We start from the raw sequence: 19901 nt of genomic DNA, 5'->3' as shown, positions 1-19901 counted from the left end.
AATACCCTCACTTACTTCGCATTTTACAATAACAAAAATAGATTTTGCTATTGTAAAAGAGACAATAGGGAAGAAAGTAACTTACAATATTGTTAACAAAAAAAGCTTTGTGAGTACTGTACCGAAATATCGATACAATACTTACAAAGCCTTGGGGATTCTCAAGTAGAAAAATTATTCTCCAATTAAATCCTGAATTTTTTTAAATGCAGCGGTATCCTGGAGAACAAATTCCCTCACTTTAAGAGAATCGAGTGATCTTATAAACCCACTACCTTTCTTATATCTTCGCATATTTACTTTCTGAAAATATTCATTTCCTAAATACACACAATTAATTTTATTCAAATTAATTCCGGGTGATTTTACAGACAAAATAAGTAAAGAATCGTTTGCCTTGTCAACGTTAACTAATATTACTTTTTTATAATACCATCTACTTTTACCCATAGAATCAAATGTAATAAAAACAGGTATCGGTTTAATTACATAGTTAATTTGGGTACTTAATGAGCCTGTAACTTGCGCACTTATTGATCCTGCTCTAAGCACTAGTATTGATATAATTAGAAAAAAATATTTCATTGTTTTCATAATTCTATTTTATGGAATTGTGATAGCACCTTTTGAAGCGTCTGCTGCTCTTCCATCACGTACACCTGAATATTCTGCAGAGTAATTAAGGTAGGTCGCAGCACTATTTCCATTTGCATTTTTCTCACCGTTAGCATCTACTGATATAGTTACCGACCTTATAGGCAACTGAAATTTAGCCGCAATTTTTGCCCTAACTTGCTCCCATTCACTTCTTCTATCATTATTACCTATTATTAGTTTAATTCTATCAACAAATGCCACATTGAGCCCTGATTTCGTCATGAATTGTCTGACATCTCCATTAATAGACCCAGCTACGAAATCCACAACAGTATTCTGATTTAGCGCGCCTTTTCCTTTCCCTACACTACCATTAGCTGATAACTCTGCTCCAGCGAAATTAGCCCCAGTGAAATCATTTTGTTTGGTAACAACTGCCTGATTTCTAAAGGATCGATCTCCATATATATATTCATGGGTATCGGGAGAAGACTTATCCACAGCTCCATCCCATTTTCTGTTCCCATAATCAGCCCCTACAGCGAGCGTCTCATCGGCCAAACCATCAGGAAAGTCTTTATTATCCCCATCTTTTATATGGACACCACCAGTATACACGGTCATTTCTTGCTGGCTCAAATTACCATCTCGCGAGGTTATCTGAAGGCCATCTGGTTTATCTTTAAAATACAATATATCTTTTTTTGTAACAGGCGCGGATGAACCACGTTCTTTAACCATTAAATCTACCAGTGCATGTGTTTTAATTACTGAAATTGTTGAAATCCGCATCGCGGTAATCCGACCAAATCGATCAAAATCATTTTGGATTAAATATTTCTCTAATCCATCTAAATCAATTGCTCTGATGATGTCATTTTCGGCAAATGCATAGGTCGAGTTCCATGGATATTCTTTCGCCAATGGATCCACACTCAAGAACCTCCCCACCCTCGGATCATAAATCCTCATTCCATAATCCTGCTGATTCCCTTCACCTTTCACCTCATTATCATTCTCCTTACCATTAAACCCATACCTATACACTCCGGCTCCATCCATTCACTGAACTTCCGCCACTGCCACCGGCATAAGTCCCATCAGCATTGTAGGCTGTAAAATCATCACCATCGGCTGAAATAAATCCAGGATATATATCTATCGATCCTGATGCTACATACTCTTTTGGCTGATTGTTAGCCTTGCCGCTAAGTTCCAGCGATTGCGGAACATAACAACTGTTAACGTTATCAGACTTGTTTACCCAGCCTCCCGATGTGGATTTACCATTACTGTCAGGCATCAACGAACCAAATTGATAGTAATCCTGTGTGGAGGATAGTATTGGATTATAGTGATCTATACTGGTTCCGGTTAAAGAAACAGGACGTTTACGATCTGAAATTGTTGCCAGAACACTGCCAGGTGATTACTTAATTCAAAGACCTTATTACCGTTTATATACAGAGCTCTGCATAAATAAAAACAAGCCGGTCATTAAATTTTGACCAGCTTATTTTACTAACATCATTAATATTCCTTATTTCTGATTTTCTCCAATACCTTATCTAGCAATGAGTAATTATATGGAGTTATTTTAGCATCATTAATAAGCGTACCAATAGAATAGTTATCAACATCTTCGAATTTGGTTCTTTGTTTTATCGTAAATAGCACTGTCTTCCAAATCCGCTATCGTTCAATGGTTTACCTGAAATACGTTTTATAGAATCATTAACAGGAAAATCATAAATATAATATTCATAACTATTCCATCCATTCTGATAGCACTTCATTATCACAGGTTTTCCAAAGCCATAATATTGTCTCAATATCACCAAATACAATTTTTGCATTAAATCATAAATCTCAACCATTTCTCTGTTTTTCAGATTTAATACTTTATTACAACCTTCGCTATCTTCTCTTACAGTCTTTACATCAATATGAATTGAAATCTTATTGGCATCAGATCCAGTATCAATTCTTAATTCATCTTGGTTATCAATTCTAAATTCTATAATTCTTCCTTTTGAAATCGTTTTAAATCTTTCGTAAGTATATGCAAACTGGTTTTCATTATTTCGAAAATGGCTTAATAGACGATCTACATCAAACGACTTCCGTTGATGTTTCATATAACACACAAAAGATATTATTAATAAAACAATACCAAATGCTATGAATAAGTATTTCTTAATAGTTATCATGATAATATTTAAATCCCATTTTTATCCAATAATGATCCTGAGGATTGTCTCCATATGGTGGAAGTAATTTATAATATTCAAATGTCCCTCCATCAGTATTTGGAATAGCTACGCGAACCTTTAACACTGGCCTCCAACTTTCTGGCACTAATGGGGAAGACTTCTTACCTGCTTTAAAATCGTCTTCCCATTTTCCCATTTCTATTTCACCAGCTTTTTTAAGCATAAACGTTTCAGGAAACCAATTAAACTTATCTCCAACAAATCCAAAATGCATATTATTTAAATCCTCAGCCCTAGGGCATTCACCTTTATATTGGTAGTCTAGGAATTCAAACCTTGTCTCGCCTAAATCACCAATACCTTTATCTTTATCTTTTCGTTCAAAAGCAACTCCCAATATATGATTCGTCATTCGCTGTACCTCCTTATCAGGATCCTCATTATGACCACTGCGATATTTATAATCCCATTTCCCATATTGACGAACATAATTCTTAAATGTCGTCGGTAATACTATTGTCCATTTGGTCTCCGATCCATTATCTTCTAACAAATTTTTAAACCAAACATTTGCATTAATAGTTCCTCCCAAGGAACCTATAGGTGTAAGTTTACCTTTATCAAGCATAAAAGCTCTCAGATCTTTATCATTTCGATCGTAATGAATTGCATAACCTCTATTATCCCATACACTACTATCGCCCAAAGCATCACTCAGTAATACAGGATTATTATTGAATGTAGAATATTGGCTTAATGAAATATTCGGTTTCGGATCTCTATTCCATCTCCTTCCTATCCTCGGATCATACTCCCAGAACTGAGCCGTGTAACTATTTCCGTCACCCTTGATCTCATCACTCTTCTCCTGCCCATTAAACCCATAACGGTATTTTCCGGTATTATACGTCCTACCCGGCATCTGCATACCAAATGGATAGTAATCACCAGCTGAAAGCAATACCGCCTCAAATCCAGACACCGCATTATTATCGACCTTCTGCTTTTTCCAATCTGCAACAGTAGCAATTACGTTACCAAGGTGATTACTAATCTCATAGTACCTGTTTCCTCTCTGGAAGCCAGACGTGGTAGCCTCACCCAAACCTGGCATATTGACCAGCAACTGAGACACCGGACTTTCCACATTCACTACTTCTTCCATAACGCCCAGCCTGGAGACACCAAACATGTATGCTTCCGTTCTGGTCAGATTTCCATTATTGATGCTCGGATCACCTTTCACATATACCCCCATTACATTTCCACTTCCATCACGAACATACCATGTACTTACATCACCTACCTGCTTGGATATTCGGTTACCAGCTACATCATAAAAATATGAAATATCAGGTTTACCAGAGCGTTTAATCCGATCTATTTTTCCGTAACTATTCCACTCAATGGTAGTACCGGCCTGCCTATCCGATATTAAATTACCGATGGCATCATAGGCATAGTTATCAAGCTGTTGATTATCAATATCTACATCGTAGTTGAATTCATCCACGCCATCATTGATAGATGTCAGCTGATTCTTTCCAGTCGTATAGTTATAAGTCAGGCTATCCATATCCAATGACTTCCCTGCCCATGTCTTATTACCACGACGCACATAGTTCAGGATATTTCCATTCGGATCATATTGAATACGCTCATGGAAATCAGGCACTTTGTTATGCTGCCATGAATTGGAAGCAACATCATAACCCTTAGAAACATCCATCTGAACAAGGCGATTCAGCACATCATAATTATAGGTATACAGCAATGGCTCACTGAGTTTAGGGATAGACACACCTATACCAGAAATATTGCCATTGAACAGGTGCTTCATCTTCGAAGTATCTTCAGATACACCAGCAAAAGCCTTGAAAGTACTGATTGGTTTATAATCTCTCGCTCCAAAATAATTGAGCGAATAACCATAAACATCTGCAGGAGTATTACTACCAGTAGCGCCATCGTTACCCATATCGGTATTGTTGGTACTGTTTACGCCTTTAATCCAGCCCTGTAAAGTATAGGCATAATCAAGCCCCTGCACTTGTTGCTGACCAAGCACGGTACGCGCAAGCTGGTGATTTCTATTGTACTGGTAGAAGGCATCATTTTCCCAGAAAAGACTATCCCTGCTGGTTTCCGCAGTAATAACCTCATTTTCCGCATTATAACTATATCGGTGATAGAATGCATCCGGTTTACCAGATTGATAACTTACCGTATTTACTTTTCCACTTACCAGGTCATAGTTATAATCCAGGTGTTTAAACCTGTTACCGGAGGTCTTCATACTACCGGCATTGAAATCCTGCAAAAGTGTTTTTACATTACCAACAATATCATAACTATAGTAAGATGCAAAATCATGGGCGCCACTAATCAGGGAATTATGATCAGGATATTTAGAGCTGTAAGCCACCCTGTTTCTAAGATTCTCTGCCACCAATTCTGTTTCTATCGGCGAATATGGCACATCATAGCTGGTAACCACAATATCCTTCCTGGTAGCATCCGCAGCGGTAAGCCAGCCACTCAGGGTACTTTCCATCATACTGATTTCATCAGTCATAGCAGTTGCACTCGTCAACTCGCCCACTTCTACAATACGACCCAGGGCATCGTACCTGGTGTAGCTGTATGCATTTACTCCTTTTTGTTTGGCATTCTGTGATACAGCGAGCCTGCCTAGTTTATCATACCAGAACTGACTTTCACCACCATCAGGTGTTGACTGGAGTTTTACACCATTCAATACATTATAGCGATACTGTGTAGCCATTTTATGCGCCGGTACCATCTCATCGTATTGGCCACGCGCGACAGTTACCTTTGTAAGCCAGTCTGGAGACATGTCTACTACTGCTCCTGCCGGTGGAATAGTTTTCACCAGGTTGCCAGCCTGATCATAGTAGTACAAGGTATAGTGGTACTCTGAAGAACTATAATCAAGTGTAAACTTCTCCGTATTTATAGCCTCATCGATGTAATAGTACATCATATAGTTAACATTGTAAAGTTGGCTTCTCCTGTCGTTCATCCAGTTTCTCCAGCCCTCGGCAAACAGATCTGGATTATCAATAGCTTTACAGGAACTGAAAATAGGGGTATCTATCGGCTCAAAAACAATATCTCCATCACCACATAACTTAGGGCCTACGTAAAAATTAAAGCAGCTGTCGCTGGTAGATGCACCACAACCTAGTTCTGTCAGGACAGGGCTGCAATTGGCCACAGTTAACACCGGACGCTCAAAGATCTTCTTGGAAGGCACCTCATGCAGTTCATTCCCGGAAGCAAGAAAATTAACCGCTTCACTGGACACTCCTGCCAGGTCATCATTACAGGTCGCCTTTCCAAGATCATCAACAAATAACAATACTGCTTTGGAGTTCTGCGTTCCGCCAGCCGCATAACCGCCCACGCGTGGATAAATGTTGGTAATTGTAACCTGACCCATCTTTACACGATTGGCCCATAAAACCGTATTATCCGGCGTCACCCGGTGTAAAACGATATCCTGAGGTGCTGACTCGTAAGCAATACTAAAAATAGAGCCATTATCATCTGTTACGCCAAGAGAAGTGATCGCTGTATTATTACCTTCAGGATGATTGAATTTAAGTGCAGAAACAATATTCAGGTCGTCGTCCACATTTAGAATAAATGCATCTCCGTTATTATACCCCCAATCAGTTGCACTCTCAACATTAATCCTAAAACCAGAAGCCGTTTTATGGATTGAACGGAACACCGTCTTTAATCCCGATTCAGCTTTAAAAGACCGTTGCTTAGTCACATGCCCATCTGTCAGGTCAAAACCTATGATTACACCATCATAATATTGCCCGCCAACAAAATACCCAATCCCCACAACCATTACTTCATTACCATTCTGCATCACATCATAGAACTGATCACTACTAACACCATCCATGATCTTCACCCATTCCAGATCACCATTAGCAGACAACTTGCCTACATAATCATTACCTACACCTGCCGCCAAGTTCTCATTACCCACAAAAGCATAACCGCCATCGGAAGTCTGGATTAATTTACGTACGTCCTCACCATTGGCACTACCCTCACTTATTGTTCTATTCCATTGTACGTTTCCATTTGCATCCAGTTTGGTGATCATTGCCCTCATTATCTGTGAGGTAGCCGGTGTGCCATAAGAACGGGTAGCACCACCAGCAATATAGCCACCATCGGCTGTTTGCTGTATACCACTGAACCAGTCATTATAAACACCCCCATAGGACTTGGACCATTGAACATTTCCTAACTGGTCCAGCTTAATAACGTAACCATCTGTACTACTGCCTACTGGCGTAGCACCAGCCATGATATACCCTCCATCTGAGGTAGGAGCCATATGCTGGATCGTATCCTGGCTACCAAATACATATCCATTTATTTTACGCCCTCTGATACAAATCAGCGAATCCCAGCTGACTTTTGTAGCACAGGTATCCATGAAGTGCAGGAACTCATCACTCGATTTATGCGTGTTCAACTCCCGGTTCATAAACGTTGCAAAGAGTTTGTTCTTCTGCAGCTGTATGCTATCCAGGTCGGTACTGTCACTAGTCATTACGGCAGTATTGCCCGGGTATTTCATATTATATTGTAGTACCGCTGATTTTATCGCGTCGCAGCCAGCACAAATAGGGGCGGTATAACATTGTAATGCCGGTGGGAGTTTTACCGGCTTGGTCATAAATCTACAAGACCCACCGGTGGTGCCACAGGCGTATAATAAGTCGCTGATTTCCGCTCCAGTCAGATTGATATTCTTTCTGACCTTTAAGTAATTGGAAAAATCCCCATCAGCACTGGTTCGTGTATACGTATATTCCTGGAACAGAGCGTTGAGCCGCTCACATTCGCAGGGCTCAGGTTTACCAACCACGATCTTGTTGGTGAGTGGAGGCTGCCTATCATATGGCGCCGGATAGGTAATCAGCATGCTGTTACATTCCAGCGGATTAGTGATATTATGGGCTGCATTGTATTGCGCCAATACTTCTTCGAAACTGTTTGCAACACCAGCTACCGGCGCCTTCAGCGAGCTGCTGCCCATAGGATGGTCCGCATCCGAACCGTTTTTACATACAGCAATCAGGTTTGGAATGATCTCGTCTAATGCCGCCTGATTGTATTTACAAGGCGCCAGCTGTTGTACCCACATGGTAGCATAGGCCTTACAGTTATCTTCATAACCACGCAGCACATTAGCATTAACGGAATCCTGCGCCTTCTGCTTGTCAGGACTGGAAGGGTCCATATAGGACATATTATTTTGTTGCAGGACTTTCTGCGTCACATTAAAGTTAAGCTGCATACCGGCGGTAGTCAGCTGATCTGCCGTAGGACGGCTGATATTATCACTGCAGGAGGCATTCTTCACCAGGTCATTGATCAGGTCACGCTTAACCTGCAGATATAACCCGCGGAAGGTCCTCCAGGCAGTATTCAGGTCACCAGGACAAAGTTTGCTTGCATCAAATGCTGATGCTGCTGTGGAGAAACTATTCAAACAACTTTGATCATCCTGTGTGCAAAGCGCTGTACTGGTAGCAAAAGCCCAGAGATTGATATTGCTGACGTAGTTTTTCATCTTACTTTCTATCTGCTGACGCAGCGTTGGAAAGTCGGTAGAAACCGGGTCTGCTTCTGCTGATACCGCAGGGAAAGTATTGAACGGCGCTGTGGCATTAGCTGTTGGGTTTAGGTAACCTTTGGCTTTCGCCTCGTCATAGGTATCTACTTCTTCAAAAGTAAGGTCCCAGCTATGCGATTTCTTGTACTTCTCAAACTCCATCAGCTTACAATATTCAGGATGGTAGGGTAACAGTGCTTCTGCCCATTCTGACTTGAAGGCCTCCGTAAACTCGGCTGCGGAGAGTTGCTGCGGAGTTACAAAATTTTTGGTAGAATTGCTGAAAACAGTACCACCATAGTTTATAACCGCTTTTTGATACACGGGTACACTCTGGTCATTTTCCTGATAGAAGATCGAATATTTGTTGTCAGATATGTTCAGGTTCGCATATTGTCCGGATGGCGGGGTCATATCCAGCAACATCGCTTTGCGGATATCTACATCTGTTCCGGCAAGGTTACATAAGTCATCACATTGATGCAACAAATTCTCAAATTCCTTTTCCAGTACTGCATCAGACTTTGGTGTTTCGCCATCTGGAAGGTAGCGATAATAATTATCCCTATAATCCTGGAAGGTACCTATAGCAGCCCGGCAACTGGCGCAATCAGGCGCACAATTTCCCACACCATCAGAATAACGACCTTTCCATTCATTAATTTCATCTTCCAGTGTCAGGCAAGACATAGCTGTATTCGTATAAAACTGGATCCATTCATCCAACGCCCTGCTATTAACACGCGCCACCTTGGATATCTGGTAGCTACCTATAGGTAAGTCGAGCGAGAAATCAATAGTATCATATTGCAGATCATCGCTTGGAATCATGGCATTCCCTCTGCTGACAAATTTGCGGTATGGTTTGCCTCCAAAAACTTTATTTCCCTTCCCATCTGAAATCGTAATCTCAATATCAAATGGTAAGGTTACAAAACCAGTATTAATGTACTTAGTAGAACAATCACCAACTTGCACCTGTGGATGCGTTACCTCATAATGGAAAGTATAATTACCTGGCACCGTTACCAGCTTGGTAGTATTAATGGTATAACTGAAGTCTTTAACTAAATTACGCTCCGGAGCAGATAAGACTTCACTGATAGCATATACCTTCTTTTCAGGAATATCCCTTAGCTGTGCACTGTCGGGCGAGCCTACAAGGGCAGTAGCGATTATACGACCATGCATATCCAGATAAGAAACACTTAACTGACCATTGGCATCTTTCACCATATTTTTGAAATAGTGTGTATTTTCTCCTGCCTCTGTTCCAAACATTGCGTCTAGCTCTGCCTGAGAAGGTGTGCCGTAGAAATATTTGGTTTCATGGTTACTACCCAATTGAAAATCACGACCTACGCCACCCTGACGACTGATACGACCCGTACCGTCACGCATATACTCCGTTTCAGAAAAGGCATAACCGTCTGCATCCGGCAGGAATCGATCAAAACCCTGATCTTTCAATGGGTTCTGCGAAGAGTAATACTGATTGGCACCGGCATCTGTACTCATCTTTGCAGCACTGGCATCCTGGAAATCCTGCGGATTATCCAGTTTATCGTATTGGTCTTTATCATAGTTAGCACCATTGATACCATGATTCAGCCCCGGCGTGTACTTGAGCACATTACTCAATAATGGAGCAGGCATCACGCTAATGGCAGGACGACCCTGATAGTCCAGCAGCGTTTCTGCTGCAATGATATTATTGGAAGTATTGTCCTTAGTTACTATCTGGCGATTATGAAGACTACCATCAAAATAATTTACCACCACTTTTCTCTTTCCATCCTCTGCATAACTAATAGCAGATTGCCAGTTCATCCGGCGCTGATGCCCCACAAAATCAAATCTTCCTAAACCAGTAGGCTGTAAGGAGCTCCAGTTGGCCTCCACACGCTTTCCTCCGGCTTTTTCCTGAACTGGTCTGACCCTGTAAAAAAGCGCACCTTTGCTGTCATACATCAGCGGGATAGCATAGCTATTACCGGTGATAGTAACGCGGGTAGAACTATTATAAAATAATTTTAAAGGGTCAATTGGGTTACCATATTTGTTATCTGCCAATACACTACTATCTGCATAAGTCCATTCCAGATCATAAACATCTGCGCCCAGCACCACTGGCCAACTTACCAGTATTTCATCCGTAGAATCAGTATTGGGAGGGTTAACGGTCGTAAAGGCAGTGACAACATCATCAGTACACGAAAGTTTATATGTCGGAGAAACTTCCATCATATTCTCTACCTGTAGCGATGCAACCACATTGGAAGGTGCATCCACATGTAATATTCTCACGGTTACATTATGTGCACCGGAAAACATAAACGACGTTCTGCTGGTGTAAGCTTTGGTCGTATCATAATTGATCGTTAGTGTACGCTGAATGGAATCAAGCTGATTATCTCTTCTGGTATAAATAATACGAACATCTACAGCAGCCGTAAACAGCCCTGGCAGAACATTTCGTGAGTATTCATTTAACTGAAGGCTTACCGCATTTCTGACGCTGTAAGGGGTATCCAGTTTAGGTTGCAAGCCAGCATTGAAATAAACTGAATCATAGACCTGACTTAAGGAGTCGGTCGCCAACTGGCCTTTCTGTCCATCGAGTATTCGCTTTAAGACAGTGGCCGGGGCATGTTGTGCTACCACCTGATGGCTGATCCCCATCAGGAGAATCATCAATATCAGGATGCCGGATTTTAATCTCTTAGTTAAAGGCATATTGCTACAGATTTGGGGATCCTTTAAAAATTTTAAAATTTTTGTAAGCTGATGACGGCTTAAACTCGGAACCCTCTTTTATGACGAAAGCAGATTCAGAGAATCTTTCCGGGTCTGGAGATAAGGGAAGATAATTGCTGAATGCAATACTTATTCTGGCATAAGGATCATAACCTTTTCCCGGATCCTGCCCCTCATCCATCAACATGCTGGTCTGTACGACATACTCTACCGCAGTGATATATCTGCTCTTATTATCAACATGAATCGTCATCTTCTTATAATGCTGATCTGGCAGGAAAGTAACGATCATGGTGGTATCCTTTTTACCTGGAACCATGGCATATGACTGGATACTTGCCGAATCCAGCAACATGTTCCATACTACTGTCAAATCCACCGGTGATTCTTTGGGTTTAGACAATACAATGAGCTGATCGGTTTTAAATACCATGATATTGTATTGATCGTTACTAAGCATAATTGTACTATCAATCAGATAACGATATTTATTTCCTTGTACTTCCAGCCTACCTTTCAAAGAGTCGAGTGTTACGCCTGGTTTAGACTCGTTGCTGTATTTATAGGCGATATCAAAGGCAAGGGCTTTTCCTTCATAAGGAGCCTGTAACCGGCTGAGGTACTGCAGGGCAACTGTCCGGTCTATCGTTTGGGCTGCTGCCTGCCGGCAAATCCCGGCAAGTAGCAGCAATAAGTATATAGTTAACTTCTTCATAATTAGTCTTCTTTTAACAAACCATCTCTTGACTCTTTAATCGTTTTGATACCTCTTTCTGTCTCTTTCTTCACTCTGATCAGCACACCATCGTCATCATATTCATAGAAAGTGGCAAAGTTGTTTGCATCCAGTTCAGCTATCAGCCGCAGGTTCATCGGGCTATAGATAAACGATTTCATATTGGCATTGTAAGGATGCAAACGGATATCATCGAAATAAACAGGGACATTACTATCTGTTGCTTCCATGGAGAAAGTAATAGCAGTAGCATTTAATGGAATATCCACGATCTGCTCAAATCGCTGCCAGCCTTCGATGATAGGACCCGATGGCCTTGCAGTAACAGTAACATTTCCTGATTGTGTCGCAATCACTACCACCACTCTGCTATGCTCATAGGTAGTACAATTACAGGTCTGGCCTTCTTTTACCCAGCCACTTACCAGCTGACGTTTTCCAACAGTAGGAGCGAATGCCGGCAGTAATACATTATTGTTAACCCGCATACTCTTCAGGGTAGGCATTGTAGTACAGGCATCAGTCTGCATATTGGCTATCAGACCGAATCCTGCGGCATTTCCGCTGGTTACATTAGCAGTAATACCTGCAGAGCCCCCACCAGGGATTTTGATACTGTAACGTCCTGTATGGCTTTCAGCAGTACTAAAGAGATTCTTATATCCGGAGAAGTCAAAGTTCCTTGGCACCTTACAAGCACCGGCATCACAGGAAGCTACTTCAAAGTCATAATCCTCGAATCCTTCATTACCTGTTTCTCTGTATTGTGCATTTTGTGAAACACTTACAGGCAGACTATAATCAAAGCCATAATTCATGGATGAATAGATGCCCAGCGGATTACGTGTTTCTAATTCATACCCATGCGAGTTATAGAGTGTTTTTTCTTCCGCCCATCGCCATTTCATGGTATCGTACTGAGGCACAAGAAGCTTATCACTATTTCTGGTCCAGAATGGCACGAAGCTTTGTATGGTACCATCTTCACGTATATTGGTGTTTACGGGTGTCCTGATAGCAGCTGGTGTCCTGGAGCCCATATATACAAAGCCCTTCATCGGACGCCATACACCGGCAACATTATAGGTATATGGATTTACACTTGTATCGGTAATTGCACTGTAGCAGGATGCGGTAGGTAATACCTCACAGGTCACACAGCTGTCTACAACCAAACGGGCGCTCATTGTGTCTTTATAGGTTACATCCAGTTTTGGTTTATTAGTCTCAGTGGAGATATTAAGACCATTGAATGCGAAGTAACTTGAACCACCGTCATTATAGCTGGTCATAATCATACCGACGTTACCGGCAGGTTTTCTTAACCATGCTTCTACAAAAGGCTTAGCACTAATCTGTAAATTCTGGAACGGACTGCTTATCTGTGGATGCGTCCATGGCGTGGTAACATCTCTGAACATATTCAGATCGGAGCTGGTAGTCCATGCTTTGGTAGGTAAACCAACAAACACCACGTCTCCATATGGATTATCATCAGAAAGCGTATGTGCGTTGGTGATAGCAGGTGGATTAAATCCTTCTGCCGCTGCACTGAAAGTCACCTTAGCATCAAGAATTACCGCTGTAGGGTTAATTACACTGATACCACCGAATTTAACTACAGAAGTCATGATAGTAGCAGGGTTCGACTGATAAGTCAGCGGAATTCCCCAGCTGCCTTTAATTTTCGTCGGGTTCCAATCTGCCCAGGCGTCAGTAGAAACATCGTCACGGAAATACACATTCATACCACTGGTAGGTGTAAGGGAAAGTGACACCGGATCTGACTCTGCTGAGAAATTCAATCCGGTAGTAGCATCGCAGGTGCCTGATTTCATGTTGGCAAATGGAATTGCTTTACCAGTAGTAGATCTGATAGAGAGCAGACAATCACCAATTTGTGCTTTGTATATTGTATCAACCGGGTTTGTAGTGAGGGCATAGAACAGCTTATTGGCATTCTTAGCTAAAAGTGGACAATCAGAGATGGAAACACTATATCCTGCTGCATTTGCGGCATTTACCACTTGCTGCACGGTCATATTATCGCTTCTCCTCATGAAAAGTCGCTTCTGATTCAACAAATAATCGAACAGCGGTTTAATACAGGAACAAGTGCAGGAAATACCGGAAGTAGATTGTGCAGCGAGCGATTGAGGCTGCGCTGCAGCAGCTTTAGCAGTACTTGTCGATAATGCCGACATTACAATTTTAGGTCCGTTAGCGGTATGCACCATCCGGGCAATACTATCGACGGTTTCAGCAATAGCAGGTGCTGCTACCTTCAAACTTGCTCCCTGTGTCTTCAGCAGGGAAGAGGTACCCGTTGTTGTACAATCCTGATATTTTGTAGCCACGCAAACTGTACCCGGTGCACCTCTCCGGCTATCTCTCACCTTCCAGAACTGGCCATATTGAGCAGCTGATGCATTAATTACATTGGAGGTAGAGTCGGGGATCAGGTTTCCGGCCCAATTGTGAGGATCTTCCATTGACACCACCGTACCAATCGTCTCTTGTATATTCCTTCTGCCGGAACGAACAATTTTCAATGATACATCATAACCTGTAAATGGACGGCCATCCTTAGTCATAAAGAAGAATTGCGATGGCGTTGTATACTGAGCAGTATCTAATACTGTCAGTATCGCATTTCCAGGGAAGGAAGCCAGCTGTGGAGTACAGCCATTCTGATCTATTGCATTTCGGGAATATACCAAGACTTCATCTCCTGCACTAAATAACTTAACCACTTCTGCCTGTGTCAGACCTTCTGTTAAGCGACCATCCCTGAACGTGACACCATCAGCCACCACTCCAATATTCTGGTAGGCGCCTGACATGCCATCATACGCCCATGATGCAGGGTAAGACGTACTGAATATAGGATCCTCAAATTCATTTTCTATTTTTGTTACAATCGGCGCACCTGTTTCTGCATCGAATATCACATTTGATGTTACAACCTTGCTTCCTTTATCTACTGTAACAATATTGGATACAATTCCATGTCTGTTGATAACTTTAGTGGCGGCATAAGAGTGGAACATATTGGTCTCATGCTGTCCCATTGGAATAATAAATGGAAGTGCCAGTACCGGAGGAATAAAGAAAGTGAAAAGTACGCCGTTGACATTCAGATTGCTACTGCTGGTAATTGATATCTGCTCGCGCATATCTGTCATTAACTCCACATCAACACCTAACACCGCATTACCCCTAATACCACCCTGCCTGTCAGCTACATCAGCATAATTATTCAGCTTCAGCGATTTTCCTTCAAAATAATCAGACTTATAATTTGTGGTAGTTATAGTTATAGGTGTTCGATCATCCTCTTCTCCATATATTGCTTCAGACCTTACTTTACCAGTCATGTCATTCAACTCTACATCAAAGCCTTGTGATAGCGTAAGATAGTGTTTGGCATTTACTTTCAGGAAATTTGCAATCTTCGGCTGATAGGAGTATTCTTTCAGCGGAGTACGGGTAACGATTGTCGGATACTCATAAGAGGTATAGAAACATTTCTCTGTAAATCCGGCAGCCGACTTCTTACCTGCACCATGAATAGATCTTATCTGAACTTTTCGGTACCCTACTGTAGCCCCCGGGAAGAACCCTTCGCCTAATGGTTCCTCAGTATAACCCATATTGGTAGGTGCAAAGAGCGCTGCCTTTTCAAAAAACGGAATCGGATTATGGAATGGATTTTCTTCACCTCCCAACGCCGGCTCATATGCAGCAACACCACTGCTGATTTCAATATTTGGATCGTCGTTCAGGAAAGTAGTATACTTATACTCATTTCCATAAACTGATTCTTTCTGACCAGTCATTTGGTTCCAATGGTCATATATTAACACACTCTTCACCCTTACGCCACCACCATACTTTTTACCGGTAACGTTGTTGATACGCACCAGGGAATGCAAGGTATCTATATCTCTTGCCCATTTATTATCTCTTGCGATTGCATCAAATCTTCTGAAAGCATCTTTAATATTGGTAGCCTGAGAAAAGACAATCTTCACCATATCAGACAAACTCAGGTCATCTCCTACGTCAGATCCCGGATATGCTTTTGACGGCAGATTTAAACGAAGAAATTGAATGGCAGTCATTACCAGCGGGCTGTAAGGACCATTTAATGTACCATCTGCCTTTATTCCGGTAATTTCAATTGCCACTAAGTTTTTACCAATCACCTGGGTCTTTCCTGTTGCAGTAGCATAACATGGAACATACTCTCCACCGCTTCCCCATTTGTCGGAAGGCATATTGACAAACAAACGGAAATACAATTGCTTGTTGTCAGGTATAACAGAGAAAGCATTATCATCATTAATCTCCCATGGTGTTCTTACGACCACATACCTGAAATCTTCTTTTGTATTGTACATACTATTTACAACACCCTGCATAGAAGTAGGCATGGTTGCAGAAAATCCTACAAGACGTACCATCTGTGCAGCAATTTTATTCTGTACATAGGCATAGTCGTCACTCTCGTAATTTACTTTTATTCTTCCTCCGGAAGGAAGGTGAATAGAGTCCAACGTCCAGGCGGCCACGTTGGCAGCAGCTACTGAACTATCCTGCAATGCATAGGGATAATCTGCGTTGGTAACTAACTTATCCGCCGCAGCTCCCGGGTTCTGGCCCGGATCCTTATAGGTGCCCCAACGGTCATTTGATTTAGGGTTAAAAGTCGGATTCCTGGCATTGTAATTAAATACATAAGGATTTCTTTGCCCTTTTTTATTGCCATTATAGGTAAACCATACTTTTTTCAGTGTCAGTTTTCCGGAATCATTCACCGCTCCATTTACACCCCGACATAAGTCATAAGCATATTCAAAATGCACCGTTTTCACCGGCGTAGCCAGCGTATCATATTTCAGGAAATCAGCCTTGGTATACAGATTGATTTCATCTAGTTTTTTTGCCAGATGATTCTGGATCTTATGACCGTTTTCATCAATTGCGAGAAGATCTTCACGATTACTCACCTTGAAGGTGGCAATCATATTTTTCGACTCTATAGAGTTCAGGTACCAGAGTTCTTTTTCTCCATAAACATAACTTCCTTTGTCGTCACGATCATCGGTGCGCATACCCGGATTGAGGCTGGCACTGTCGGAATATGGTGTGCGCCACTGATAAGGCTTTTCTTTACCTGCAACTTTTGAATAGTTAAATCTTACCGCTTCTCCCAGGTCATCATCACTGATACCATTCCCTGTAACATCTACATAATCTGGTGAAGTAATACCGGTGAGCAGAAAGGAATGCGCATAGGCTGGCATTTCATCCTTATTAAAGTAGTGATCATTCCCCTGCGAATTACGTGTCGTATTATCTATTCCGGGCGTATAATCCACCAGACCTTCTGCCTCATTACCTTTCGCATGATCTACAGAAAAGGTAACATCCTTCTGATTGAAATTGTATACAGGAATACCATAGGTATATTTCCGCCCATCAGGATTAAGTACATCAATTTCTGAAATGTGATTCGCCTTACGGAAACCGTTTACGCGCTTTTCCTTTGTCAATACATCGCTGGCCTGGAAGGATTCTTTTTCAGGAGGGTAGAAATTATGCGACCAGAGATCCCCTTCAGGACTGGTAAACTTAACATTCAGGTTCGCATCTCCTTTGTTCTGATAAAAATCAACCCTCACCCTGTAAACCTGGCCAGCTTCCAGATAAACATAGTTCTGGGTAACATTGGTACCATGTATCCTCCAGTCATCTATAAACAGACTATCGTTGACCCATAAACGAACACCGTCATCAGATGCCGTTCTAATGGTATACTTACCACTCACAGTAGCTTTGATACGGCCAGTCCATCTTACGGAAAATACTTCATTCAGTTGAGTACTCCCTGCAGTAATGACCTTGAAAGAGGTGGGATTACTAAACGTGATATTACTGTCTATCCGTTCAAATAACTTTTCATTAAAATTTATTCCTTTAAAATATTCACCCTTAAAGCCAGTTCCCGGAATTTGTGTATCGTCTGTAACATCATCACAATTCGAGATGCGGTAACGATTGAGCTGATAGTTATCAATATATTTGACCTGTCCGGCTAGCGCAGCCTCTTTTGCTGTCAGATAAGAGATAACCTGGGACCGCTTATCCCGTGTCCGACGAACAACATTGTCCGGGGTCATCTCCCAGTATCTGTGGCTATACCACTTATCAGGAATATACGCCATGCTGCTAGAGGTTCCTGCAATGTCATTCGAATTATCTATCTGGGGTTCCCAAATATCTAAAAAGTTGAGGCCTGAATAAAAATTATCCCAATCACCTGTCGATATCTCCGCCGGATTCTTGAAATAGGAAGCCTCAAAGTCTTTATTGGATTTACGAAATGCGAACAATTCAGCAAGCGGATTAGCCGCAAGCCATGGTCCCGATTCTGTAAAGGCATGCGTGTAATTTATATCGGCACCCATATGCGCCAGGTCACCGGTACCCAAATCAATACCGCCACTGAGCGCATTATCACGGGTACGCATATGGTGATCATATACATAGCCAATATCACTTCTAAATGCACGGAACATACCACCAGTCCCTTCTCCTGAAATATTAAACACGTCGTACGTGTAAGAAGGAATAGCAATATTGGAAGGCTTCGGCTTTGCCCGATATGGCATTTCTTTCTCTCTGTTATAGTCAAGAAGGGCTTCGGCATTTCCATTTGCATTCTGATAATTCAGATAGCCATAAGCAGCACGTATGGCCGTTGTGTCCTCATCAGCGATAAACTGATTACTTACGTACCCACTCAGGGAAAAGTTGGGATGTACAAACTTGTACGCCAATCCACCTTTAATAGACAGCGCATAGGATGTACTGGTGTAAGGAACGGAAATGGTTGGCGTAAAAGATGGGTATACAAAAGAGATACCGCCACTAAAGAGGTTCTTCTGCGTACCGTAACTTTTTGACGCTTGTTTCTTACTTTCAGTCGCCTTTACTTCTTCCCGCTTCGACAGACGTACGCCACCTGAAAACTGCAGGGCTTTCATTCCTCCACGGGAGTTATACCCGGTACCAATAGTAAGCGAGCCACTCATACTACCGTTTTCCGATACAGCTTTCTCCAGGAAAGAATAAGATAAGGTAGGGGAGATCGTCAGGCCTTCCTGGGAATTATTGGTAACAGACAATCCTCCTGATAATGGACCAGAAGCCTTTTCTCCTACATTAATACTGGCATTGATACCTGTTTCCAGACCCCAGCCACGATAAGTGTTATGAAAAATCCCCAGCTGTGCGCCTACTCCGAATGGCACCCCCACAAATTCCGCATCGGCGGCAGCAGTAACACCAATTGTTTTATTATCTTTTATAGACATGGTTTTGGTTACGGAATCCAGCCCATTGAAATCATCCGGTAACCCACGCATATTTCGTGTAACAGTTCCCGGATTGATATTCCAGCCAAGTCCTGTCCAACTGGCTTCCTGGTCCATAGACACGCCACTGTTATAACCAAGTGCCACAGGATAGCCACCCACATCTATCAACGGAATACTATAACTGAAATCACCGGTAAAGAGATCTACCATGTTGTCGCCATTAACTGACGTAAATGCCTGCGTTTCCGGCTGCGTAGGACCACCGAAAGCCGAAGCCGATTCGGTTTTCTCCACAGCAGTTTCCGCTACTTTATCCTCCACCTTAGCCACAGCAGCAGCCGGAGAGGGGACAGGAACAGGAGCAATATTATTTTTCTTAGAATCTGTATTGCCAGCAGGCGCCGCATGGAGCCGGACCACAGGTGGCCGCGAAACAGCACCCAGCGCAAATTGTGGGATGACAGCTTCAAAATAAATCAAAGCCAGCATCGTATAGGCAATCGTCTTTTTACCTTTCTCACAGAGAGCCAGTATCATTGCTT

The 19901-nt window shown here is 42.1% G+C and carries 7 protein-coding genes; all 7 read right to left on the bottom strand.

Features of this window, described 5'->3' with window-relative positions; all coding sequences use genetic code 11:
- Positions 1–174: 174 nt before the first annotated feature.
- The 7 genes from F3J22_RS04880 to F3J22_RS04850 all read right to left on the bottom strand — a co-directional run bounded on the left by F3J22_RS04880 (position 175) and on the right by F3J22_RS04850 (position 19896).
- Positions 175–594, bottom strand: coding sequence for a hypothetical protein (locus F3J22_RS04880; RefSeq protein ID WP_167014859.1), 420 nt, complete (start codon positions 592–594; stop codon positions 175–177).
- Positions 595–603: 9 nt separating this feature from the next.
- Positions 604–1659 carry an RHS repeat-associated core domain-containing protein gene (locus tag F3J22_RS04875; RefSeq protein WP_167014857.1) on the bottom strand — a complete coding sequence of 352 codons (1056 nt, stop codon included), beginning with the start codon at positions 1657–1659 and terminating at the stop codon, positions 604–606.
- Positions 1637–1900 (bottom strand): hypothetical protein, encoded by a 264-nt coding sequence (locus F3J22_RS04870; protein WP_167014855.1) that lies wholly within the window; start codon positions 1898–1900, stop codon positions 1637–1639. The genes F3J22_RS04875 and F3J22_RS04870 overlap by 23 nt, the downstream gene beginning before the upstream one ends.
- Positions 1901–2258: 358 nt before the next feature.
- Positions 2259–2735, bottom strand: coding sequence for a hypothetical protein (locus F3J22_RS04865; protein WP_167014853.1), 477 nt, complete (start codon positions 2733–2735; stop codon positions 2259–2261).
- Between the two features lie 58 nt (positions 2736–2793).
- Positions 2794–11217, bottom strand: coding sequence for an RHS repeat domain-containing protein (locus F3J22_RS04860; protein ID WP_167014850.1), 8424 nt, complete (start codon positions 11215–11217; stop codon positions 2794–2796).
- Between the two features lie 4 nt (positions 11218–11221).
- Entirely contained in the window at positions 11222–11953 is a 732-nt protein-coding gene (locus F3J22_RS04855; protein WP_167014848.1) for a hypothetical protein, read from the bottom strand.
- A gap of 2 nt (positions 11954–11955) precedes the next feature.
- Positions 11956–19896, bottom strand: coding sequence for a PA14 domain-containing protein (locus F3J22_RS04850; RefSeq protein ID WP_167014846.1), 7941 nt, complete (start codon positions 19894–19896; stop codon positions 11956–11958).
- Between the last annotated feature and the right edge of the window lie 5 nt (positions 19897–19901).

Origin of the sequence: Chitinophaga sp. Cy-1792, from assembly GCF_011752935.1 — a bacterium.
Lineage (GTDB): Bacteria > Bacteroidota > Bacteroidia > Chitinophagales > Chitinophagaceae > Chitinophaga.
The sequence above is the reverse complement of the archived record's forward strand: the minus strand, read 5'-3'. Positions and strand labels throughout refer to the sequence as shown.

Coding starts and splice junctions, on each gene's coding strand:
- F3J22_RS04880 (WP_167014859.1), bottom strand. CDS start 594: ATGAAAACAATGAAATATTTTTTTCTAATTATATCAATACTAGTGCTT.
- F3J22_RS04875 (WP_167014857.1), bottom strand. CDS start 1,659: ATGGATGGAGCCGGAGTGTATAGGTATGGGTTTAATGGTAAGGAGAAT.
- F3J22_RS04870 (WP_167014855.1), bottom strand. CDS start 1,900: ATGCCTGACAGTAATGGTAAATCCACATCGGGAGGCTGGGTAAACAAG.
- F3J22_RS04865 (WP_167014853.1), bottom strand. CDS start 2,735: ATGAAACATCAACGGAAGTCGTTTGATGTAGATCGTCTATTAAGCCAT.
- F3J22_RS04860 (WP_167014850.1), bottom strand. CDS start 11,217: ATGCCTTTAACTAAGAGATTAAAATCCGGCATCCTGATATTGATGATT.
- F3J22_RS04855 (WP_167014848.1), bottom strand. CDS start 11,953: ATGAAGAAGTTAACTATATACTTATTGCTGCTACTTGCCGGGATTTGC.
- F3J22_RS04850 (WP_167014846.1), bottom strand. CDS start 19,896: ATGATACTGGCTCTCTGTGAGAAAGGTAAAAAGACGATTGCCTATACG.